This window comes from Streptomyces flavalbus (assembly GCF_042674625.1).
Taxonomy (GTDB): Bacteria; Actinomycetota; Actinomycetes; order Streptomycetales; family Streptomycetaceae; genus Streptomyces; species Streptomyces flavalbus.
Map to the genome: position 1 here is coordinate 4,588,079 of NZ_JBHTEB010000001.1, position 21,398 is coordinate 4,609,476.

Annotated in this window: 17 protein-coding genes and 2 pseudogenes; 15 read left to right on the top strand and 4 right to left on the bottom strand. The window is 71.4% G+C overall.

Annotated elements, in window-relative coordinates:
• Positions 1–157: 157 nt before the first annotated feature.
• From tgmA to tgmC, 3 genes are all read left to right on the top strand, one after another.
• Positions 158–460, top strand: a complete 303-nt coding sequence (gene tgmA / locus ACFQZ6_RS20695; protein ID WP_381611290.1) for a putative ATP-grasp-modified RiPP — start codon at positions 158–160, stop codon at positions 458–460.
• Between the two features lie 5 nt (positions 461–465).
• On the top strand, positions 466–1,425 hold the full coding sequence (tgmB, locus tag ACFQZ6_RS20700) for an ATP-grasp ribosomal peptide maturase (RefSeq protein ID WP_381611292.1): 960 nt from the start codon (positions 466–468) through the stop codon (positions 1,423–1,425).
• Between the two features lie 87 nt (positions 1,426–1,512).
• Positions 1,513–2,604, top strand: a complete 1,092-nt coding sequence (tgmC, locus tag ACFQZ6_RS20705) for an ATP-grasp peptide maturase system methyltransferase (protein WP_381611294.1) — start codon at positions 1,513–1,515, stop codon at positions 2,602–2,604.
• A 104-nt stretch (positions 2,605–2,708) separates the two neighbouring features.
• Here the strand turns inward: tgmC and ACFQZ6_RS20710 are convergent, their stop codons facing one another.
• Positions 2,709–3,311 carry a hypothetical protein gene (locus ACFQZ6_RS20710; protein WP_360222879.1) on the bottom strand — a complete coding sequence of 201 codons (603 nt, stop codon included), beginning with the start codon at positions 3,309–3,311 and terminating at the stop codon, positions 2,709–2,711.
• A 290-nt stretch (positions 3,312–3,601) separates the two neighbouring features.
• Between ACFQZ6_RS20710 and hemL the strand changes: the two are divergent.
• From hemL to ACFQZ6_RS20750, 8 genes and pseudogenes are all read left to right on the top strand, one after another.
• Positions 3,602–4,916 (top strand): annotated as a pseudogene (gene hemL, locus ACFQZ6_RS20715) (glutamate-1-semialdehyde 2,1-aminomutase).
• Complete coding sequence (locus ACFQZ6_RS20720) at positions 4,913–5,599, top strand: histidine phosphatase family protein (protein ID WP_381611297.1); 687 nt, start codon at positions 4,913–4,915, stop codon at positions 5,597–5,599. The pseudogene hemL and the gene ACFQZ6_RS20720 overlap by 4 nt, the downstream one beginning before the upstream one ends.
• Before the next feature lie 131 nt (positions 5,600–5,730).
• Positions 5,731–6,978: a hypothetical protein gene (locus tag ACFQZ6_RS20725; RefSeq protein WP_381611299.1), complete on the top strand. Its 1,248-nt coding sequence runs from the start codon at positions 5,731–5,733 to the stop codon at positions 6,976–6,978.
• Between the two features lie 78 nt (positions 6,979–7,056).
• Complete coding sequence (locus tag ACFQZ6_RS20730) at positions 7,057–7,689, top strand: TlpA family protein disulfide reductase (protein WP_381611301.1); 633 nt, start codon at positions 7,057–7,059, stop codon at positions 7,687–7,689.
• Positions 7,690–7,714: 25 nt separating this feature from the next.
• A complete protein-coding gene (locus tag ACFQZ6_RS20735; RefSeq protein ID WP_381611303.1) occupies positions 7,715–8,485 on the top strand; it encodes a cytochrome c biogenesis CcdA family protein in 771 nt (256 codons plus the stop codon).
• A gap of 3 nt (positions 8,486–8,488) precedes the next feature.
• A complete protein-coding gene (resB, locus tag ACFQZ6_RS20740) occupies positions 8,489–10,219 on the top strand; it encodes a cytochrome c biogenesis protein ResB (protein ID WP_381611305.1) in 1,731 nt (576 codons plus the stop codon).
• Positions 10,216–11,334 (top strand): c-type cytochrome biogenesis protein CcsB, encoded by a 1,119-nt coding sequence (ccsB, locus tag ACFQZ6_RS20745; RefSeq protein ID WP_381611307.1) that lies wholly within the window; start codon positions 10,216–10,218, stop codon positions 11,332–11,334. Before resB ends, ccsB begins: the two co-directional genes overlap by 4 nt.
• Before the next feature lie 67 nt (positions 11,335–11,401).
• Positions 11,402–11,797, top strand: a complete 396-nt coding sequence (locus ACFQZ6_RS20750; protein ID WP_381611309.1) for a hypothetical protein — start codon at positions 11,402–11,404, stop codon at positions 11,795–11,797.
• A 3-nt stretch (positions 11,798–11,800) separates the two neighbouring features.
• Here the strand turns inward: ACFQZ6_RS20750 and ACFQZ6_RS20755 are convergent, their stop codons facing one another.
• Positions 11,801–13,342, bottom strand: coding sequence for a hypothetical protein (locus ACFQZ6_RS20755; protein ID WP_381611311.1), 1,542 nt, complete (start codon positions 13,340–13,342; stop codon positions 11,801–11,803).
• A gap of 17 nt (positions 13,343–13,359) precedes the next feature.
• A pseudogene (locus tag ACFQZ6_RS20760) lies at positions 13,360–15,484 on the bottom strand (hypothetical protein).
• Positions 15,485–15,719: 235 nt separating this feature from the next.
• On the opposite strand from ACFQZ6_RS20760, the gene ACFQZ6_RS20765 reads away from it, so the two are divergent.
• Entirely contained in the window at positions 15,720–17,546 is a 1,827-nt protein-coding gene (locus ACFQZ6_RS20765) for a sensor histidine kinase (protein WP_381611313.1), read from the top strand.
• A gap of 13 nt (positions 17,547–17,559) precedes the next feature.
• Entirely contained in the window at positions 17,560–18,231 is a 672-nt protein-coding gene (locus ACFQZ6_RS20770) for a response regulator transcription factor (RefSeq protein ID WP_381611314.1), read from the top strand.
• Positions 18,232–18,245: 14 nt separating this feature from the next.
• Here the strand turns inward: ACFQZ6_RS20770 and ACFQZ6_RS20775 are convergent, their stop codons facing one another.
• Entirely contained in the window at positions 18,246–18,623 is a 378-nt protein-coding gene (locus ACFQZ6_RS20775) for a response regulator (protein WP_381611316.1), read from the bottom strand.
• Between the two features lie 171 nt (positions 18,624–18,794).
• Here ACFQZ6_RS20775 and ACFQZ6_RS20780 point away from each other — a divergent pair, with 171 nt between their 5' ends.
• Positions 18,795–19,913, top strand: a complete 1,119-nt coding sequence (locus tag ACFQZ6_RS20780) for a DUF6777 domain-containing protein (protein WP_381611318.1) — start codon at positions 18,795–18,797, stop codon at positions 19,911–19,913.
• A 118-nt stretch (positions 19,914–20,031) separates the two neighbouring features.
• On the top strand, positions 20,032–21,309 hold the full coding sequence (locus ACFQZ6_RS20785; protein WP_381611320.1) for a phospholipase D-like domain-containing protein: 1,278 nt from the start codon (positions 20,032–20,034) through the stop codon (positions 21,307–21,309).
• The last annotated feature ends 89 nt before the right edge of the window (positions 21,310–21,398 follow it).

The window sequence follows — 21,398 nt, forward strand, 5'->3', positions numbered from 1 at the left end:
CTTACGGCTCCCGCCCTCGGTGGGGTTGTCCACGACCCGTTCCTGGACGCGTGCGGGGAACACCGACCTTGTGCGGCTTCGCCCGAGATGGCACTGGCTCTCGGTGAGATCCGCGCCGTCAGACGAAGAACAAGAACATCCGACAGGAAGGAAGACCGTGTTCAACCACATGGACCGTTTTCCCACGGGCAGCCCGCTGCCACAGGGGCATCTGACCGCCGCCCCGTGGGCTCTGCGTCGCATCGCCCCGTACCCACCCGTCGAGGGTCCCGCCTACGCGAGGGTGACGCTGGATCCGGAGACTCAGACCGGCCAGTACTTCGACAGCTCCGGGGCACCCACCATGTCTCCGGGCCACGGCACGTCCTCCGGCACGAATCCCGCGACCGGTACCACGGGCCAGGGCGACCGCAACAGCGACTCCCCGGACAGCGATACGGGGAACGACACCGGCCAGTGACTCTGGTGACGAACGACGATCGTCCGGTCCTGGTCGTCACCAACCTCGACGACCCGACCGCGGACTTCGTGATCGCAGAGCTGTACGACCGGGGTGTCCCGGTCGTGCGGTTCGACTCCGGTGACTTCCCCGCCACTCTGTCGTGTTCGGCCACCATCGGTGGTACCGACCGGTGGCGGGGAAGCGTGCAGACCCCCAGCCGACATGCCGACCTGGGCGCGGTGCGTTCCGTGTACTACCGGCGTCCCTCCGGGTTCGCCTTCCCCCATCTCGACAAGCAGGACGAGCGATTCGCCGTGGCCCAAGCGCGCTACGGGCTCGGCGGCATCCTGACCTCTCTGCCGGGCTGCCTTTACGTCAACCACCCCCATCGCATCGGCGACGCGGAGTACAAGCCAGCCGGGCTCGCGGCAGCGGCGGCGGTCGGCTTCACGCTTCCGCCGACGCTGATCACCAACGTTCCCGACGACGCAGCGGCCTTCATCAGGGCGCACGGCCCGGTCATCTTCAAGCCGATCTCGGTTCCGCTCTACCTGGTAGAGGGCAAGGCCCAGACCGTCCCCGTGGCCGAGGTGACCGCTGACGAGATCGACGACTGCGTATCTGGCACCATGCACCTTTTCCAGAAGCGGTTGGACAAGGTTGCCGATATCCGGGTGACTGTGATCGGCGAGCAGATCTTTGCCGTGCGGATCGACTCCGGTCTCCTCGACTGGCGTACGGACTACGGCACTCACACATACACGCCGCTTGCCGCGCCCCCCGCAGTGGAGCGGTCTATGCGTGCCTATCTGAAGCACTTCGGGCTCGTCTTCGGGGCGTTCGACTTCGCTCTGACCGACCGCGGCGAGTGGATCTTCATCGAGTGCAATCCTTCCGGGCAGTGGGCGTGGATGGAGCCGCCGACCGGTCTGCCGATGACTGCCGCACTCGCTGATCTCCTGGAAGGAGGACTCCATGGCTAGTGAAACTGACATCGAGACGGTCGCGGCCGATCTCCGCTGTCGGCTCGCCCGCCAACTGGAGAAGGGCGGCTGGCTGCGCTCGCCGCAGTGGCGGGCCGCTGTGGAGGCCGTGCCCCGCCACAGGTTCGTTCCGCGCTTCTACCGGGAGAGCCACGCCCGGGCGTCACCACCTGGGAGCCGGTCACACCGGAGACGGTCGCCAAGGAGGAGTGGCTCCGGCTCGTCTACACCGACGAGACCTGGATGACCCAGTTCGACGGCCGGGACATCGACTGGACCGACCCGAAGCCGATCAGCAACGCGACCCCGACCTCGTCGTCGACGTTGCCGAGTCTAGTGGTCCGGATGCTCGAAGACCTGGATGTGCAGGACGGCATGGACGTGCTGGAGATCGGCACCGGAACCGGTTACTCGACAGCACTGATGTGCCACCGGCTTGGCAGCGAGAACGTGACCTCGATCGAGACGGACGAGGGCGTGGCCCGACGAGCCCGCGAAGCTCTCACCGCATCCGGTCACACCCCTCACCTACTGGTGGGGGACGGCCGCGTCGGCCACCCCGACGGAGCCCCGTACGACCGGCTGGTCGCCACGTGTGGCTTCCGCAACATCCCGCCCGCCTGGCTGGAACAGGTCCGGCCCGGCGGCGTCATCCTCACCACCCTCCGCGGCTGGATGCGCTCCCTCGGCCTGGTCAAGCTCATCGTCACCGGTGACAGCGCGAGCGGCTGGTTCAGCGAGGACGGCCCGAGCTTTATGATCGCCCGCCAGCAGGACGCACCGGAGAGCCTGGGCATGGTGCCGGTCCCCGACGACGGGACGGTACGGAGAGCCGTACGCGGGCCAGAACTGCTCACCAGCTCCGGGTCGGCCTTCATGGCGCAGCTCGCGGCGCCGGACGCCCGCTTCTTCTCGATGGCGGTCGGCGGCGGCCCGGTCAGCACGTTTCTACTGGACAGCGTTGCCGATTCCTTCGCGGTCCTCGCTCCCACGGACGGCGGCTGGCAGGTCAGGCAGGGCGGCCCCCGCCGCCTGTGGGACGCGGTTGAGTCGGCGGTGGCCACCTGGGAGGAGTACGGCTCACCGAACACCACGGCGTTCGGCGTGACCGTCTCCCGCGACCAGCAGGCTGTGTGGCTCGGAAACCCGGACGGCCCACAGTGGGCGCTGCCCTCCTGAGCCAGCCGTCACCGACGCGAGGAACGCGAGGACGTACGACGAACCGCTGAGGGACTGGTCGGAACGCCGCCCACAGCCCCGCCCGGCCCTCACGAAACCCAAGATCAGGGCCACACCAGGCAGTACGGCTGATGCCCCGCCTCGTGCAGCCGATGGCTGAAGTCCTGCCACTCGTGCAGCAGTTGGTACACGTTGAACGCGTCCCGCGGCCCGCCCCGGTCCGGGACCGTTGACCAGATGAAGGCCGCCGCGCCGACCGCCTCCTCGCCGATGCCGCGCAGGGGGTCGACGACGGTCATGGGGAGTTTGACGACGGCGTAGTCGGGGTGGAGGACGACCAGTTCCAGCGGGGGGACCTTGTGGAGGGGGACGCCTTCGATGCCGGTGAGGACCATCGCGGCCATCGTCTCCGGCTTGATCTTGGTGAACATGCCGTTCATGCCCAGCTCGTCGCCGCCGAGTTCCTCGGGGCGCATCGAGATCGGGACGCGGGCCGCGGTGGCGCCGTCCGGTGCGCCGAAGTACTTGTACGTCACCCCCACCCGACCACCATTCCTGCGCTCACTCGGTACGCCGGGAACCCCCGGGACGTCCGGTGTCCGGCGTGGTTCGGTTGTTTCCTCCGCGTCGCGTCGGTGCCTTCCCCGCCGGGCACGTCGAGGACCCAGGTCGTCAGTCCCCTCGCCCAGTCCGCCACCGCGATGCATATCTCCACCCGACTGCTTTTCTAGGACGCGTGGCGCCCGCCGCGCAACCCGATCATCGTGTCAGTGACCTCCCCCACGGCTGCCCGCCGAAACGTGGCGCGTGGAAACACCTGTCAGCGGGATCGTGGCAGCCCGTACGAGCTGTGTGTATCAGGTCTCAGTCTCGGTCTCAGTCTCGCAGATAGCGGTGGATTGATCAGACATATTCCCTCCCGTGGCCGACCTGCCGCTGGCCTACCCTGAGGAGGTCCCCGTCAACGGAGTCCGAGAAGTCGGAGAAGTCGCAGGTCATGAGCGAAGCCCCCTATTCATACGACGCGCCTGTCTCGCAGGCTCTATTCGACCGTGCGGCCGTCGTCACGCCCGGCGGCGTGAACTCCCCGGTGCGCGCCTTCCGCGCGGTGGGCGGTACGCCCCGGTTCATGGTGTCCGGCACCGGTCCGTACCTGACCGACGCGGACGGGCGCGAGTACGTCGACCTGGTGTGTTCCTGGGGGCCCATGATCCTCGGGCACTCGCACCCCGAGGTGGTCGCCGCGGCGCGGGAGGCGGTGGAGCGCGGTACGTCCTTCGGGACGCCCGGCGAGGGTGAGGTGGCGCTCGCCGAGGAGATCGTCGCGCGGATCGAGCCCGTGGAGCAGGTGCGGCTCGTCTCCAGCGGGACAGAAGCGACCATGTCCGCCATCCGGCTCGCCCGCGGGTTCACCGGGCGGGCCAAGGTGGTCAAGTTCGCCGGGTGCTACCACGGGCACGTCGACGCGCTGCTCGCCGCCGCCGGGTCCGGGGTCGCCACCTTCGCGCTGCCGGACACGCCGGGCGTCACCGGCGCGCAGGCGGGCGACACGATCGTGCTGCCGTACAACGACCTCGACGCCGTGCGCGCCGCGTTCCAGGCGCACCCCGGTGAGATCGCCTGCGTGATCACCGAGGCGTCGCCGGGCAACATGGGCGTCGTACCGCCGCTGCCCGGGTTCAACCAGGGGCTCAAGGACCTGTGTGCGGAGAACGGTGCCCTGTTCATCTCCGATGAGGTCATGACCGGGTTCCGGACCAGTCGGAGCGGGTGGTTCGGGGTCGACGGGGTGCGGCCCGACCTCATGACCTTCGGGAAGGTCATGGGCGGGGGGTTCCCCGCCGCCGCCTTCGGGGGGCGGGCCGACGTGATGGCCTTCCTCGCTCCGGCCGGCCGTGTACCAGGCGGGCACCTTGTCCGGGAACCCCGTCGCCACCGCCGCCGGGCTCGCGCAGTTGCGGCTGCTCGACGACGCCGCCTACGAGCAGGTCAACGCCGTCTCCGCGCAGATCCAGGCGCTGGTGACCGAGGCGCTCAGCAAGGAAGGTGTCGCGCACACCCTCCAGAACGCCTCCAACATGTTCTCCGTGTTCTTCACCGACCGGCCGGTGCGCGACTACGAGGACGCCAAGGCGCAGGAGTCGTTCCGGTTCACCGCCTTCTTCCACTCGCTGCTCGCGAACGGGGTCTATCTGCCGCCCTCGTCGTTCGAGTCGTGGTTCGTGTCCACGGCCCATGACGAGCGGGCCGTGCAGCGGATCGCCGACGCCCTGCCCGCCGCCGCCCGCGCCGCCGCGGAGGCCACGGCATGAGCGACCAGACGCGGGAGATCACCGTCGTACACGTCATGCGGCACGGTGAGGTCGCCAACCCGGACGGGGTGCTCTACGGGCGGCTGCCCGGGTACCACCTGTCCGAGCTGGGGCGGCGGATGGCCGACCGGGTCGCCGAGCACCTCGCCAGCCGGGACGTGACGTACGTCGTCGCCTCGCCGCTGGAGCGGGCGCAGGAGACGGCCACGCCGATCGCCAAGGCGCACGGGCTCGACCTCGCCACCGACGCGCGGCTCATCGAGGCCGAGAACGTCTTCCAGGGCAAGACCTTCGGGGTGGGGGACGGCGCGCTGCGGCGGCCCGAGAACTGGAAGCACCTCGTCAACCCGTTCAAGCCGTCCTGGGGCGAGCCGTACGTCGACCAGGTGGTGCGGATGATGGGCGCGCTGGACGCCGCGAGGGACCAGGCGCGCGGGCACGAGGCCGTGCTGGTCAGCCATCAGCTACCGATCTGGATCCTGCGGTCGTACGTCGAGAAGCGGCGGCTGTGGCACGACCCGCGCAAGCGGCAGTGCACGCTCGCCTCGCTGACGACGTTCACCTACGAGGGTGACCGGATCGTCTCCGTCGGCTACACCGAGCCCGCCCGAGACCTGGTGCCCGCCCATCTTCTCGCCGGGGCCAAGCCGGTGAAGGGGAAGGACAAGGCGTTCGGAGCCTGAGGGGGCCGCAAGGCGTTCCCGTACCGGTTTGTGACATTCGTTGCGGAATCTTCGCGAATCCCGGGAAACCTTCCGTTCGTCGCATTCATCTGACTGTGTGACCAGTACGGAATGCGACGGACGGGGACGCCATGCGCAACTTCACCCGACGGGGACTCATCGGGATCGGTGCGGGGGCTGCCGCCGCCGGGCTCGCGGGCTGTGGCAGCCTCAGGTCGTCAGACGGGGCGGGGGCCGGTTCCGGTTCCGGGGCCGGGTCCGGTTCGCGGAACAAGGGGAAGGGGTCGACCGGGGTCACCGCCCGGCCCCTCGGTGACGGTTCCACCTCCCACAGCGGCAGGCAGCCCCACCAGCCGCCCGCGCCCGAGCCGCTGGAGCCCGGTCAGAAGCCGCCGCAGTTCGTCGTCTTCTCCTGGGACGGCGCCGGTGAGGTCGGCAACGGGCTCTTCCCGCGCTTCCTCGACCTCGCCAAGGAGCACGGGGCGGCCATGACCTTCTTCCTCTCGGGGATCTACCTGCTCCCCGAGTCGAAGAAGCGGCTCTACGACCCCCCGAACAACCCGCGCGGCGCCTCCGACATCGGCTACCTCACCGACGCGCACATCAAGGACACCCTGAAGAACGTCCGCCGCGCCTGGCTGGAGGGGCACGAGATCGGCACCCACTTCAACGGGCACTTCTGCGCCGGGTACGGCTCGGTCGGCAACTGGACGTCCGCGCAGTGGCGCAGCGAGATCGAGCAGGCGAAGTCCTTCGTCAAGGAGTGGCGGACCAACACCGGGTGGACCGAGATCGAGTCGCTGCCCTTCGACTACGACAAGGAACTCGTCGGCGGGCGCGCGCCCTGTCTGCTCGGCCAGGACAACCTGCTGCCCACCGCCCGCGAACTGGGCTGGCGCTACGACGCCTCCTCGCCCGGCGGACGCCAGGTGTGGCCCGTGAAGCGGGCAGGGCTCTGGGACCTGCCGTTGCAGCAGATACCTTTCCCCGAACACACCTTCGAGGTGCTCTCGATGGACTACAACATCCTCGCCAACCAGTCCATCAACTCCACCAACGCCCCCGCCCACAACTACCCGGGCTGGCGGGAGCAGGCCACCCAGTCGTACATATCCGGCTTCAAGCGGGCGTACGAGACCAATCGGGCACCCTTCTTCATCGGCAACCACTTCGAGCAGTGGAACGGCGGCATCTACATGGACGCCGTCGAGGAGGCCCTGACGTACATGGCGAGGGAGAAGGAGAAGGGCGAGGACGTACGGCTCGTCTCCTTCCGGCAGTTCGTGGACTGGCTGGACGCGCAGCGGCCCGAGGTGCTCGACAAGCTCCGCACGCTGGAGGTCGGGCAGGCGCCCGCGGCGGGGTGGCGGAGCCTGTAGACCAGGGCTCACGCAAGGGGTCCTTCGGTCCCAGGGGGGTGCCCAAGATCCCCAGAACCGACATGCGAAACTTTTCACATGAGTGCCGCCAGCCGCGCCCCCCAGCGCTCGAACCGCCCACGCCGCACCCGCCGCCGCGTCACCCTGTTCGCCGCCGGTGCGGCAGCCGCGGCACTCGCCCTCACCTCCTGCACCTCCGGGGGCACCTCGGGCGGCGGTGGTGGCACCGGCTTCGTCGCCGGGTCCGACGGCATCGACACGGTGGCCAAGGGCGACCGCACCGCCGCGCCCGACCTGTCCGGCGAGACGGTCGAGGGCGGGCGGCTCGACGTCGCCGACCTCAAGGGCAAGGTCGTCGTCCTGAACATCTGGGGCTCCTGGTGCTCGCCCTGCCGCGCCGAGGCCGAGAACCTCCAGACCGTCTACGACGACACCAAGGCCCAGGGCGTCGAGTTCGTCGGCATCAACACCCGCGACGGCAACACCAGCAAGGCCCGCGCCTTCGAGGAGGAGTTCGGGATCACGTACCCGAGCCTCTACGACCCGACCGGCAAGCTGATGCTCCGCTTCGAGAAGGGCACCCTCAACCCGCAGGCGATCCCCTCCACGCTCGTCCTCGACCGGGACGGCAAGATCGCCGCGCGCACCCTCCAGGCGCTCAGCGAGAAGAAGCTGCGCGAGATGCTCGACCCGGTCCTGGCGGAGAAGTGACGTGGCTGTGACCGGAGACGTGGCTGTGACCGGACTCACGGCGCTCGCCGCCACCGGAACCAACGACACCGTCCTCAACGGGGCGCTGCTGCTCGCCCTGCCCATCGCCGTCCTCGGCGGCCTCGTCTCCTTCTTCTCGCCCTGCGTGCTGCCGCTCGTCCCCGGCTACCTCTCCTACGTCACCGGCGTCAGCGGCACCGACCTGGCCGACGCCCGGCGGGGCCGGATGGCGCTCGGCGCCTCCCTGTTCGTGCTCGGCTTCACCGCCGTCTTCGTCTCGGGCGGAGCGCTGTTCGGGTTCTTCGGGCAGGAGTTGCAGGAGCAGCACAGCGTGCTGTCCAAGGTGCTCGGCGTGCTCATGATCGCCATGGGCGTCTTCTTCATGGGGCTGATGCCCTGGCTCACCCAGCGCGAGTTCCGCTTCCACCGGCGGCCGGTCGCCGGGCTCGTCGGCGCCCCCGTCCTCGGCGCGCTCTTCGGCATCGGCTGGACGCCCTGCATCGGGCCGACCCTCGCCTCGGTGCAGGCGCTCGCCCTCAACCAGGCCAGCGCGGGCCGCGGGGCCCTGCTGACCGTCGCCTACTGCGTCGGCCTCGGGGTGCCCTTCGTGCTCGCCGCCGTCGCCTTCCGCAAGGCACTCGGCGCCTTCGGCTGGATCAAGCGCCACTATGTGTGGGTGATGCGCGTCGGCGGCGTGATGATGATCGCGACCGGTGTGCTGTTGCTGACCGGCGCCTGGGACCGCCTGGTGCAGGAGATGCAGACCTGGTCCAACGGCTTCACTGTGGGGATCTGATCGATGACCAACACCACGACGCCCGCCGCCGAGGACCAGGACCTCGGCGCCGCCGGTTCCCAGCTCTCCACCGCCCCGCGCGAGGAGCTGCCCAACCTGCCCTCCCTCGGCGCCGTCGGCTGGGCCCGCTGGTTCTGGCGGCAGCTCACCTCCATGCGGGTCGCGCTGCTGCTGCTCCTGCTGCTGTCGCTGGCGGCCATCCCCGGCTCGCTGATCCCGCAGACCGGCGTCGACGCCACCCAGGTCGCGGACTTCCGGCGACGGCACGACACGCTCGCGCCGCTCTACGACAAGCTCGGCCTGTTCCACGTCTACAGCTCGGTGTGGTTCTCCGCGATCTACATCCTGCTGTTCGTCTCCCTCATCGGCTGCATCATCCCGCGCACCTGGCAGTTCGTCGGCCAGCTCCGCGGCCGTCCGCCCGGCGCCCCCCGCCGTCTGACCCGGCTGCCCGCCTACACCACCTGGCGCACCGACGCCGACCCCGAGCAGATTCGGGAAAGGGCCCTCGCCCTGCTGGGCAAGCGCCGGTTCCGCGCCCATGTGGCCGGGGACGCGGTCGCCGCCGAGAAGGGCTACCTGCGCGAGGTCGGCAACCTCCTCTTCCACCTCGCGCTGATCGTGATGCTGGTCGCCTTCGCCTGGGGCCAGCTCTTCAAGTACGAGGGCAACAAGCTGGTGCTTGAGGGCGACGGGTTCGCCAACACCCTCACCCAGTACGACGACTTCAAGTCCGGCAACCTCTTCACCCAGGACGACCTGGACGCCTTCAGCTTCCAGCTCATGGACTTCCGCGGCACCTACGAGCCCTCCGGCCCCAACCGCGGCACCGCCCGCACCTTCGAGGCCCACCTCACCTACAGCGTCGGCGCCTACGGCGAGGAGAAGGAGACCACCGTCAAGGTCAACGAGCCGCTCGACATCGGCGGCTCCAAGGTCTACCTCGTCAGCCACGGCTACGCCCCGATCGTCACCGTCCGGGACGCCTCCGGCAAGGTCGTCCTCGACAAGGAGGCCGTGGCCCTGCTGCCGCAGGACGGCAACATCACCTCCACCGGCGCCATCAAGGTCATGGACGGCTACCGCAACGCCCGGGGCGAGCGGGAGCAGCTCGGCTTCCAGGCGTTCTTCGTGCCGACCTTCGCCGGGGAGGGCAGCGGCACGATGCTGTCGCAGTTCCCGGCGCTGCTGAACCCGCGGCTGGCGCTGAACGCCTTCCACGGCGACCTCGGCGTGGACTCCGGCATCCCGCAGAGCGTCTACCAGCTCGACAAGACCCACCTCAAGGAGTTCAAGGACGCCGACGGGCAGCTGTCCAAGCAGCGGCTGAAGATCGGCGAGACCATGGAACTGCCCGGCGGGCAGGGCTCCATCACCTTCGACGGCGTGCAGGAGTGGGCCGGTTTCCAGATCGCCAAGCAGCCCGCCAGCGGCTGGGCGCTCGGCGGTGCCGTCGCCGCGATCCTGGGCCTGTCCGCCTCCCTGTTCGTCCAGCGCCGCCGGGTCTGGGTGCGGGCGGTGCGGGGCGCCGACGGGGTGACCGTGGTGGAGATGGCCGGTCTCGGCCGCAGCGAGTCCGCGAAGGTGCCCGAGGAACTCGGTGACCTCGCCGGACTGCTCTACCAGGACGCGCCCAGCCCAGCAGCACCCGAGCAAGAGCAAGAGCAAGAGCAAGAGACCGACCCGACCACCCACTCCACCGCCGCTGTGCCTGCCGAAGGGGCTGAGAAGTGACTCTCGCCGCCGCGACCAACGAGAACCTCGCCAACATCAGCAACACGCTGATCTACTCCTCGATGGCCGTCTACACCCTGGCCTTCCTCGCCTACATCGCGGAGTGGCTCTTCGGCAGCCGCAGCAAGGTCGGCCGCACGGCCGCCGCGCTCACCACCACCGCCACCGACAGCGCGGCGAAGGCCCCGGCCGTCACCGCGCGCACGGCGGCGGGCGGCACCGCCGTACTGGAACGGCCCCAGGTCGTCGTCCGGGCGACGGGCGGCGCGCGGGACGTGCCCGACGGGCCGGGGGCGCACGGCGGGGACCAGCAGGGCGACCTCTACGGCCGTATCGCCATCTCGCTCACCGTGCTCGCCTTCGCCCTGGAGTTCGGCGGGGTGCTCACCCGGGCCCTCTCGGTGCAGCGGGCGCCGTGGGGCAACATGTACGAGTTCAACATCACCTTCTCCACCACCGCCGTCGGGGTGTACCTCCTGCTGCTGGCGCTGAAGATGAACGTCCGCTGGCTGGGGCTCTTCCTGACCACGAGCGTCCTCCTCGACCTCGGTCTCGCCGTCACTGTCCTGTACACCGACAGCGACCAGTTGGTTCCCGCCCTGCACTCGTACTGGCTGTGGATCCACGTCTCCACCGCGATCCTGTGCGGCGCCGTCTTCTACGTCGGCGCGGTCGGCACGGTCCTCTACCTGTTCCGCGACTCCTACGAGAACAAGCTCGCCAGCGGTGGCCAGCCCGGCCAGTTCGCGCGGTCGTTCCTGGAGCGGCTGCCCGCCGCGGCCTCGCTGGACAAGTTCTCCTACCGGGTCAACGCCGCCGTCTTCCCGCTGTGGACGTTCACGATCATCGCGGGCGCCATCTGGGCCGGTGACGCCTGGGGCCGCTACTGGGGCTGGGACCCCAAGGAGACCTGGTCGTTCATCACCTGGGTCGCCTACGCCGGTTACCTGCACGCCCGCGCCACCGCGGGCTGGAAGGGCCGCAAGGCCGCCTACCTGGCCCTGCTCGCCTTCGCCTGCTGGCTGTTCAACTACTACGGCGTCAACATCTTCGTCTCCGGCAAGCACTCCTACGCCGACGTCGGCCTGGGCGTTCTCCAGTCCGCCGGTTTCTGACCGCCGTACCCCGAAGGGCCGCCCGTGAGGGTGTGCGCCTGGTGCTCTCAGGGGTCAGGCTGGAGTCATGACCGGTTCTGTCGAACAGGGCACCAGCCAGACCCACGGGAACACCCGCATCCTGCACTTCTTGGTCCGGCTTCCGCGGTCCATGGAGGGGGTCTGGCCCGCGTTCGCCACCCCGGAGGGGCTCGCGGCCTGGTTCACCCCGGCCGACGTGCTCGAACCCCGGCTGGGCGGCGCGGTCAGTCTCCGTGGCGTGGGGGCCGGGCAGGTCACCGCGTGGGACGTGGACCGTGTCGCCGAGTACACGTTGGAGGACGGCGGCCGACTCCGCTTCCACCTGGAACGGGACGGTGACGCGGGGTGCGCGCTGCGCTTCACACGGGAGTTCCGGGGGGACGGGGAGTCGGAAGCGGCCTGGCGGGCCATATTCGAACGACTGATCGAGTCCGTGGGGTAGTGCCTACGACGGCGGCAGGCACTCCTTCCCCGGTGGCTTCCCCTCCGGCCAGGCGATCCGTACGAACCGGGCCCGGCCCTCGCTCGTCAGCTCCACGATCGGTACGGCCTTGTCGTACGGGTTGCCGTGCACGTCCAGGCAGATCCAGCCGCTGGCCCCGTTGACCCGCAGCGAGCCCTTCACCTGCGGCCACTGCAGGCCCACGTCGGCCAGCGGCGGGTTCGTGCGGCCCTCCGGGGTCGCCTGGCGGACGCCGTGCACGGCGAGCCGCATGGCGTCGTAGGCGATGATCAACTGGCCGTCCTCCAGGACGACCGGGCCGATCGGCCCGATGGGCTTCCGTTCGCTGTTCGTCAGCAGCCGCTCCAGCTCCCGCGCGTCCCCGACCGAGCCGCCGGTCTGCGCCGGGTCGTGCTCCCAGGCGTCCGGGTGCGCGAGCGCGGTGTACCGCACCGCGATGTTCCGCTTCAGGGCCGAGCGGTCCAGGTCCTCGTCACCGGTGAGGTAGGACGCCTCGTCGCCGGTGAGCACGGTGAACGCGCGGTCCTGGCAGCCGCGCCCGCCGAGCGCGTTGATGAACTGCCGCAACTGCGTGTGCCGCCCGGCGAACAGGATCGTGTCGGTGTCCCGTGAGGTGTCGCACACCAGGTGCGTGATCTGCCGGAACGTGTTGGCGGTCGTCCCCTCCTGGCTGCGGTCGTCCGGCGGCGTGAACGGCTGCGGCTCGTACGGCGAACCCTCAAGCAGCCGCTCGAACGACCGCTGCAACGTCGTCGTGTACGGGTCACCGGGCTTGTCGTACACCAGCAGCGCCCTACCGGCCTTCACCCGGGCGAACGACGTCAGCGCCCGCGCCTCGTCGGTGTTGGTCGGGGAGACCCGCGCCAGACCCGGGAACGGGTCCACGCCGTCCTGGTCGTTGGCCAGGTCGTCGGCGGTGATGGAACTGCCCACCACCGGCACCCGCAGCCGGGTCAGCTCGGCCACCGCCCGCTTGTTGTTCTCGGTGCTCGACCCGACCCCCGTCACCGCCCGCAGCCGGTCCGGACCCTTGGTCATCTCCACCAGCCGCGCCACCGTGCGCTCCCAGTGCGAGCCGTCCGCGCCCGAGTTGGCGAGCACCAGCCGGATCTGCGGGGTCTGCCCGTTGGACTCGTGGTTGGCCTGGTACTGCGCCAGGTAGGCGCCCTGCAACTCGTGCAGCGTGTCGTTGACGTTGTCCCGGTCGGACGCCGTGAACGGCGCCAGCATGGCGATCGTGACGTAGCTGTCCGGCTTCAGGGAGCGGTTCTCCCGGTCGATCGCGCGGATCGTGTCGGTGAACTCCGGCCGCCCGAAGTCGTACGCCGTCGTCGACACGCCCACGCAGTCGTCGCCGTCCTCGGGCCGCTCGACACCGGGGGCGCAGGAGCGGTCCTCCCGGGTCAGCGCCCGCACCCCGAACGCGACCCCCGCGACCAGCGCCGCGGACAGCAGCAGCGCCAGATAGCGGCGCAGCGGGATCTCCCACACGCCCTCGCGCAGCCACTCACCGAACCGGGCCATACGGGTCCTCCGCGCCATCAGCCGTCTCCGTCCCGGTCGTCATCGGCGGCGGTGTCCGGGTCCGCGTCGTCCACCGCGCGCAGGGGCCGCCCGGCGAGGGCGTCCGCGGGCCAGTCGCGCGAGGCCCCACAGCAGGGCGTTGCCCGCGGGCCGCAGGTTGGACAACTGCTCCAGCTCGAAGCGCAGCCGGTCGCACACCCGCTCCTCGGGCAGTACCAGCGGATCGGTGAGCTGCCACACCGCGTGCAGCAGCCGCCGTATCCGCAGGTGCAGCGCGGTGTCCGCGCCGTCCGGCACCCGCTGGTCGGCGTCCGTGCGGCCGAGCGCGACCGCCGTGCGCCCGTCCACCGGGCGCGCGTGGTCACGGCCCTCGGCGTCGTGCGCGTGGAAGTACGGCGCGGACGCCACGAAGGACAGCGTCTCCAGCCACACCCGGGTGTCCAGGGTCGGGAAGGTGTCCCGCAGGTGGTCCACCGCCGCGTCGGTCCGGCCCAGGGCGAGCTGGTGGTGGAGGCGGTAGCGGGCGCGGTCCTCGCCGTTGGCATCAGCGGCGTCATAGTGCCGTATCAGCGTCTCGTGCGCGGCCCGCCAGCGGCGGTGGTCGGCGTCCCGGTGGTGCAGCCTGAGCAGCAGCAGGGTGCGGGTGAACGCGCTGCCCACGAACTGCCCCGGCACCACCGGCAGCCCCTCCGCCGCCAGCCGGGTCTGCAACGCCCGGACGTCCGCGGGCCCGAAGTCGTCCGGCAGCAGCGCCTCGGCCAGCGCGCACGCCGAGTCGTGGTCGTGGGCGGCGGCCAGCACCGTCAGCTCGTCCAGGCGGTCGGCGGGCACCAGCCGGTCGAGCAGCTCCCGGTAGGCGGGCTCGGCCTCGCCGTGCTCACGCAGCCGCACCTCCGCGGTGACCAGCGCGCCCAGCGACCCCGCGTCGTCGGGGTGCTGCGCCGCGGACTCCGCCAGCACCTCCACCCCCAGCGGATTGCCGCCCGTCAGCCGGTGCATGGCGTGCGGCAGCTGCGGCGGCACCGCCAGCTCCCCGCACACCGCGCCCACCAGGTGCAGGGTGTCGTCCGGCGACAGCGGCGACAGCGCCACCACCAGCGCACGCGAGGAGTGCGCCCCCGGATCCGGCGCCCAGTCGGCGCGCCGCGCCACCTCCGGCAGCTCCCGGCGCACGGCGGCCCGCAGCGCGGTCGTCCGCCCGTCGCCGCGCAGCCCGGCGACGAAGGCGACCTGGTCGGCGACGCCCTCCGCCCGGTCCCGCAGCACCGCGTCGAGCAGCCCCGGACCCGGCACCGTCTGCGCGTTGTCGACGAGGACCAGCGGGCGCCCGATGCGCTGCATCCGCGGCAGCACCCCCGTGTAGGCGTCCGCCAGGTCGGCCAGCAGCGCCCGCACCAGATACCGCTCGGCGTGCTCGCGCGAGGCGCCGCCCGCCCGGAAGTGCCCGGCAAGCAGCATCAGCCCGCGGCGCGCGTGCCCGCCCGCGTTCGGGTAGTCCCGGTACCAGAGCGCGGCCCGCTGGTGCCGTCTGCTGCCGAAGCCCTCGGAGATCGAGTCGAGGGTCGCCTCCACCGCCGCCGTCAGCAGCGGACCGGCCGTCGAGGTGGCCGCCGCGACCACGTTGGCGGCGACCCGCGTGGCCCAGCGGCCCGCCACCCCGGTGATCCACGAACCGCTCTCGTTCAGCAGCAGGATGCGCTCCACCTCGGTGCGGATGCGCTCCGAGTCGGCGTCCGCCCAGCCGCTCGCGGCCACCGCGACCAGCCCCGACATCAGCCGCGGGAACTGGATTCGCCCCGCGCCCGTGACCGGCTCCGCCAACTGCTCGGCCGCTTCGAGGAGCGCCTGCGCCAGCGGCGACCAGGACTCCTCCGGGCGGCCGAGGGGCGGCCGGGCGAACTGGGCGCCCGCGCAGTCCACCAACGCGACCGGCGTGTGCCCCTTGTACGCGTCCCGCAACTCCGCGAGCACGGCGCTCTTGCCGAGCCCCCGCGCGCCGGTCAGCACGACGAACGGCACTTCCTTCGGATGCTCGACCTGGGTGGCGCGGTGCCGGTGCGGACGCAGCCCCACCAGCCGCGGGGCAAGACCGGCCGGTTCCGCGTCGAACAGCGCCCCGCGCCCGTACAGCCGACTGCCCACCCTCGTGTCCCCCTCCACCAACACCAGTTTATGAAGAGGGGGTTGATCCGGAACAGGGCGTCTGGTGTCCGTTGGGTCACGGATCTGACGCGAAATCAGCCCGGGGTCTACCACCTCCGCCCGCCGCCCGGGGCACTTTCGCCGGGAACGCGCACAGGAACCGCCCGGACGCGTACCGTGAGCCCCGCGCCACGGGGAGCGGCGCGCGGGGGACGGCCGTCAGGGGGTGAGGGCGGTGCTGGAGGCGACGGCCCGACCGGTCACCGGAATCCGGTCACCGGCGACGACGGTCCGCACGGCGGGTACGGCACCACGGCGCACCCGTACCGCCGTCCTGCTCGCCGCGTCCGGCGCCGCCTTCGGCGCCTGGGTGCTGGCGGTCACCGCGCCCGACCGGTACGCCGACTCCACCTCGACCCTGTTCTCCGGCGCCGTCGGCGGCCTCTACCTCGCCGCCGGACTGCTCGCCCGGCTGCGGCGCCCCGGCAACGCGGTCGGCCTGCTGATGCTGCTCGTCGGCATCGGCTGGTTCGCGGAGGACCTCCAGATCTCCACCGACCCCCTCCTGCACACCATCGGCCTCTTCCCGCGCTCCGCGTCCACCGGCTTCCTCATCCCGCTCCTGCTGGTCTTCCCCTACGGCAGGCTCCGCTCCCGCGCCGAGGACGGCGCCGTGGCCGCCGTCGCCGACCGGGCGCTGCTCGGCGTGGGCTGCGCGAGCGCCTTCGTCCTCCAGCCCGCGGGCGTGCCCTTCCACGCCTCCGTCACCCCCAACCTGCTGCTCCTGCGCCCCGTGCCCTGGCTCCACCAGCTCACCGACGCCGTACAGCTCACCGTCAGCGCCGCCGTCGTCGCCGTGCTGCTGTGGCGCTGGGCCGCCGCGTCCCGGCCCTACCGGCGCGAACTCGCCCCGCCGCTCACGGTCGGCCTGACGGGCGGCCTCGCCTCCGCCCTGGACGCGGCACTCGGCGCCGACCGCGCCTGGTCCCACACCCCGCTGATCACCGCCGCCCACCTGTCGGTGCTGTGCCTGCCGCTCGCCTTCCTCGCCGGGGTGTGGCGAATCCGCCTCGGCCGCACCGCCGTCGCCGAGCTGCTGCGCCGACTGCCGGTCACCTCCCGCGCCGCCCTGCGCGACGAACTCGCCCGCACCCTGGACGACCCCTCGCTCCAGCTCGGCTTCCCGGCGCCCGACGGCTCCTCCGCCGCCGACTGCGACGGCTACGTCGACACCGACGGCCGACCGCTCACCGCCGCGCCGGGCCAGTGGACGAGCGTCCTGGAGCGCGGCGGGCGGCGCGTCGGCGTCCTCGTCCACGACCCCGCGCTGCGCGAGGACCGGTACGTGCTGGAGGCCGTCGTCTCCGCCGCCGCCCTGGAACTCGACAACCAGGCCCTCGTCGCCGAACTCCGCGCCTCCCGCCGCCGCGTCATCGAGGCCGGGGACGAACAGCGCCGCGAGGTGGAGCGCGGCCTGCACGACGGCGCCCAGCAGAAGTTCATCAACCTCGGCCTCCAGCTCCGCCTGGCCCGCCGCCGCCTCGACCGCGCCCCCGGTGACCCGGGTGTGGCCGCCCTCCTCGACGACGCCCTCGCCACCCTCGACCAGGCCCACGCCGAACTCCGCGTCGCCGCCCGCGGCATCCACCCCGTCGTCCTCAGCGAGGCGGGCCTCGTCCCCGCCCTGCGCTCCCTCGCCGCCGACCTGCCGCTCCGGGTCGAGCTGCGCGCCACCGGGCTGCCCGCGCTGCCCGGACCCGTCGAACTCACCGCGTACTACGTCGCCAAGGAGGCGATCAGCAACGTGCTCCGCCACGCCGCCGCCCACACCATCCACGTCACCCTCACCCACGACGGCACCCACCTGCGGCTCACCGTCACCGACGACGGCGTCGGCGGCGCCGACCCGCACGGCGGCGGCACGGGACTGCTCGGGCTACGGCACCGGGTCTCGGCCTACGACGGTGAACTGACGGTGCGCAGCGCGCCGGGCCGGGGCACCACCGTCGAGGCGGTGCTGCCGACGGGACCGGGGGCCGCCGCGCGGGTCGGCCAGGGCTGAACGGAGGACGGACATGCGGATCGTGCTGGCCGACGACGACCCCGTGTACCTGCGCGGGCTCGCGCTGATCCTGGAGGAGGAGGGCCACGAGATCACCGGGCGGGCCATGGAACCCGACGCCCTGCGCGCCGCCGTCTCCGGGACCCGGCCCGACCTCGCGGTGGTCGACATCCGGATGCCGCCCACGCACACCGTCGAGGGGCTCCGGGCCGCCGTGGACATCCGCCGCGCCCACCCCGGCGTCGGCATCCTGCTGCTCTCCAAGGACATGGAGCTGACCCACCTGCGGCACCTCCTGGCCGCCGGACCCGCGAACGCCGCCGCCGGAGGCATCGGCTACCAGCTCAAGTCACGCGTGACCGGACCCGACTTCGTCACCGGCGTCGTCGCCGAGGTCGGCGCGGGCCGGTACGCCATCGACGGCGAGATCCAGCGCGCCCTCTACCGCACCCCGCACCGCCGCGACCTCGTCACCGCGCTGACCGAGCAGCAGCTCAAGGTGCTGCAACTGATGGCGCGGGGCCTGTCCAACTCGGCCATCGCCGCCGAGCTGACCATCAGCAAGCGCACGGTGGAGGACCACGTCAACACCGTCTTCGAGAAGCTGGAGCTGCGCCCCGAGGCGAAGGAGCGCTACGACCGCAGGGTGCGCGCGGTCCTGCTGTACCTCGCCTCGGACGACTGACGGCGCACCGGCCCTCACGGGGACCGCCACCGGGCGAGCCGCGCCAGCGCGGCGGCGGACAAACGTTCCTTCGCCAGGAACCCCACGGCCGGTGACCGGGCGATCCGCTCCCCGTACAGCTCCGCCTCCCGCGCCGAGCACAGCACCACGGCCGTGCCGGGGGCGGCGGCGTGCAGCGCGCGGCAGACGGCGAAGCCGTCCTCGAAGCCGTCGCCGTCCGCCAGCGCGATGTCCAGCAGCACGGCGTCCGGCCGCGCCCGCGCCACCGCCGCCAGCGCCTGCGCGCCGGTGCCCGCCTCCGCCACGGCGAGGTCCCCGTCGGTTTCGAGCAGGAGCCGCGCCACCGCCCTGAACTGGGGGTCGTCGTCGACGATCAGCACCGTGCGCGGCATGTGCCCATCGTGACCACCACCCGGCGCGCCCGTCATCCGTGCCGACACGGATCCCCGCCCGCGCCGGTCCCGTGCCCACCCCGATGTGCGCGCCCCCGCCCCCCGCCCACACTGACGTGACCGCCCACCGTCCGGTGGGCGGACGTCCGGAAGGAGCAACGGGGGACGCTCATGAAACGCACACGGGGGAGCGGGCGCGCGGTCATCGCGCTGGTGGCGGTGCTGGCCGTCGTCGGCGTGCTGTCGACGGCGTGTGTTCCTGCCAGCAGGGTCGCCGTACGGGCGGTCGCGCGCGGGGTTCCGGCCGCGGCGCCCTTCTTCAAGAACCTCGGCAAGGACATCGCCATCGGGGCCGCGCTGTCCGGCCTCGGCGGCGTACTGGAGGGCGGCGACCCGGGTCTGTACGGGGGTACCCGGGACGCCGGTCACTGCGACAAGGCGGCGCTGGTCGACTTCCTCCAGGCGCCGGAGAACCGCCGCAAGGCGCGCGAGTGGGCCGACGTGAAGGGCCTCGGCGGCATCGGCGAGATCGACGGCTACGTGAAGAAGCTGACGCCGGTGCTGCTGCGCACCGACACGCTGGTCAGGAACCACGACTTCAAGAAGGGCAGGGCGGCACCCTTCGACGCGCTGCTGGAGGCGGGCATCGCCGTCCTCGTCGACGAGTTGGGCGTACCGGCGGTGCAGTGCAGCTGCGGCAACCCGCTCAGGGCGTTCGAGCACTCCGTGGACGAGGCCGACGTCGAGTTCGACGGCCGCAACAAGAAGTGGACGTCGTACGACGAGAAGCGCGTCGCCAAGGTGGAACCGGCGCCGGAGGAGGACCCGGTGGAGGTCTACCAACTGGTCGACGTCGAGGACCCGGACGCGGGCCTGGCCCGCGAGGCGGGCTCCAACGGCACGGACGACACGCCCCTGCCGACGGCCCCCGACCCCGAGAACCCCTCGGTGACCCCGTCCGACTCCGCGCCGACGGACACGGTCACGGTCCCCGACGTCCAGGGCTGGCCCGCGACGGACGCGACGGCGACCCTCGAAACGCAGGGGATGCAGGTCACGACGGTCGAGGAGTTCTCCGACACCGCGGCCCCGGGCACGGTCCTCGCCCAGTCCCCTGACCCGGGCACGGAGGTACCGGCGGGCTCCGGGATCACCCTGACGATCGCCTCGGACGGCACCACCGTCCCCGACCCCGACCCCTCGCCCACGGACGCCGTGGACCCGCTGGCCTCCGCCGCCCCGGACGACGGCGAGTACGCCGGGGAGGAGGAGACCCCGGACACCGGCTGACGGGTACGACCGTGGTTTACCCACCGCCCCGAGGTACCGCCCGAGTTGACAGACCCGGCGACGGGCCGCCGCTAGCCTCCTGTGTCCGTACGGAAGTCGGCTTCCACAAGGGGGACACATGCTGGGCACCCGCCCGCGCACATCCGCCAGGGCGCTCGTCTGCGCCCTGGCGCTGCTCTGCTTCGTCATGCTCGGCGGCGCCCCACAGGCCGCCGCGTTGACCAAGCCCGTCATCAACGGGCCCACCTTCAACGACCCGTTCGGGACCGCGAGTCAGCAGAAGGAGATCTTCACGCAGCTCGTCGCGCTGATCGACGCCACCCCGGCGGGCCAGTCGATCCGCGCGTCGATGTTCGAGTTCGGGGACCAGGAGGTCGCGGACGCGCTGATCGCCGCGCACCGGCGCGGGGTCGACGTCAAGCTGATCGTGGACGACTCGACCTACGTCAACGGGGAGGGGCAGCAGTACACCAACCCCGCCTACCAGTCGCTCAAGGCCGCCCTCGGCAGCAACGACAGCGCGCGGTCCTGGGTCGTCGTCTGCGACGACCGGTTCGAGGACAACGACGGCGTGGACGACGTCCAGCGGGGCTGCCTCGCCGTGGCGCCGCCCGGACCGGCGTACAACCACAACAAGTTCTTCCTCTTCTCGAAGATCGGCCCCTTCGACGACGGGACCAGCTACTCGAAGGTCGTCTTCCAGACCTCCTCCAACCTGTCCAACTGGTACAAGGTCGAGTCGTTCAACGACGCCGTCACCTTCGCCGACAGCGCGGTCTACGACGGGTACGCCAGCTACCACGAGAAGCTGCGCGCCGGGCGGTACCTGTCGGGCGGCAACAACAACGTGTACTTCTCCACCCCCACCGGGTCCACCTACCGCGGCTACTTCTTCCCCCGCGGCGACTCCTCGTACAACAACCCGTCCACCGACACCATCGTGAACGTGCTGGACGAGGTGTCCTGCGCCTACACCGGCACCGACGGGAACCGGCACCAGACGGACATCCGCATCGTCATGCTCTACTTCAACGACTCCCGCGTCCAGGTGGCCGACAAGCTCGCCCAGCTCCGCGGCCAGGGCTGCTGGATCGACATCATCTACGCGTCGGCCGGGTCGGCGGTGAAGTCCAAGCTGACCGGGGCGAACATCCAGCACCGCGCCTGCATGATCCCCAACGGGCCGGGGATCGACGTCCGGCCGCACAACAAGCAGATCCTCATCGACGGCGACTACAACGGCAGCATCACGCCCCGCGTCTACACGGGCAGCGCCAACCTGACGGGGTCCTCGCTGCGGTCCGCCGACGAGTCCTTCGTGCGGATCACCAGCGCGAGCTACCACTCGAAGTACCTGTCGACGTTCTACAAGATCCGCTCCGCCTGCGGAGGCTGAGGGGGCCGGGGCGGCTGTCAGGGGCCATCGGCGCGGCCGATGGCCCCATCGGCAGGACGCCCCACTGGGCCGTGGACCGGCAGGTCAGC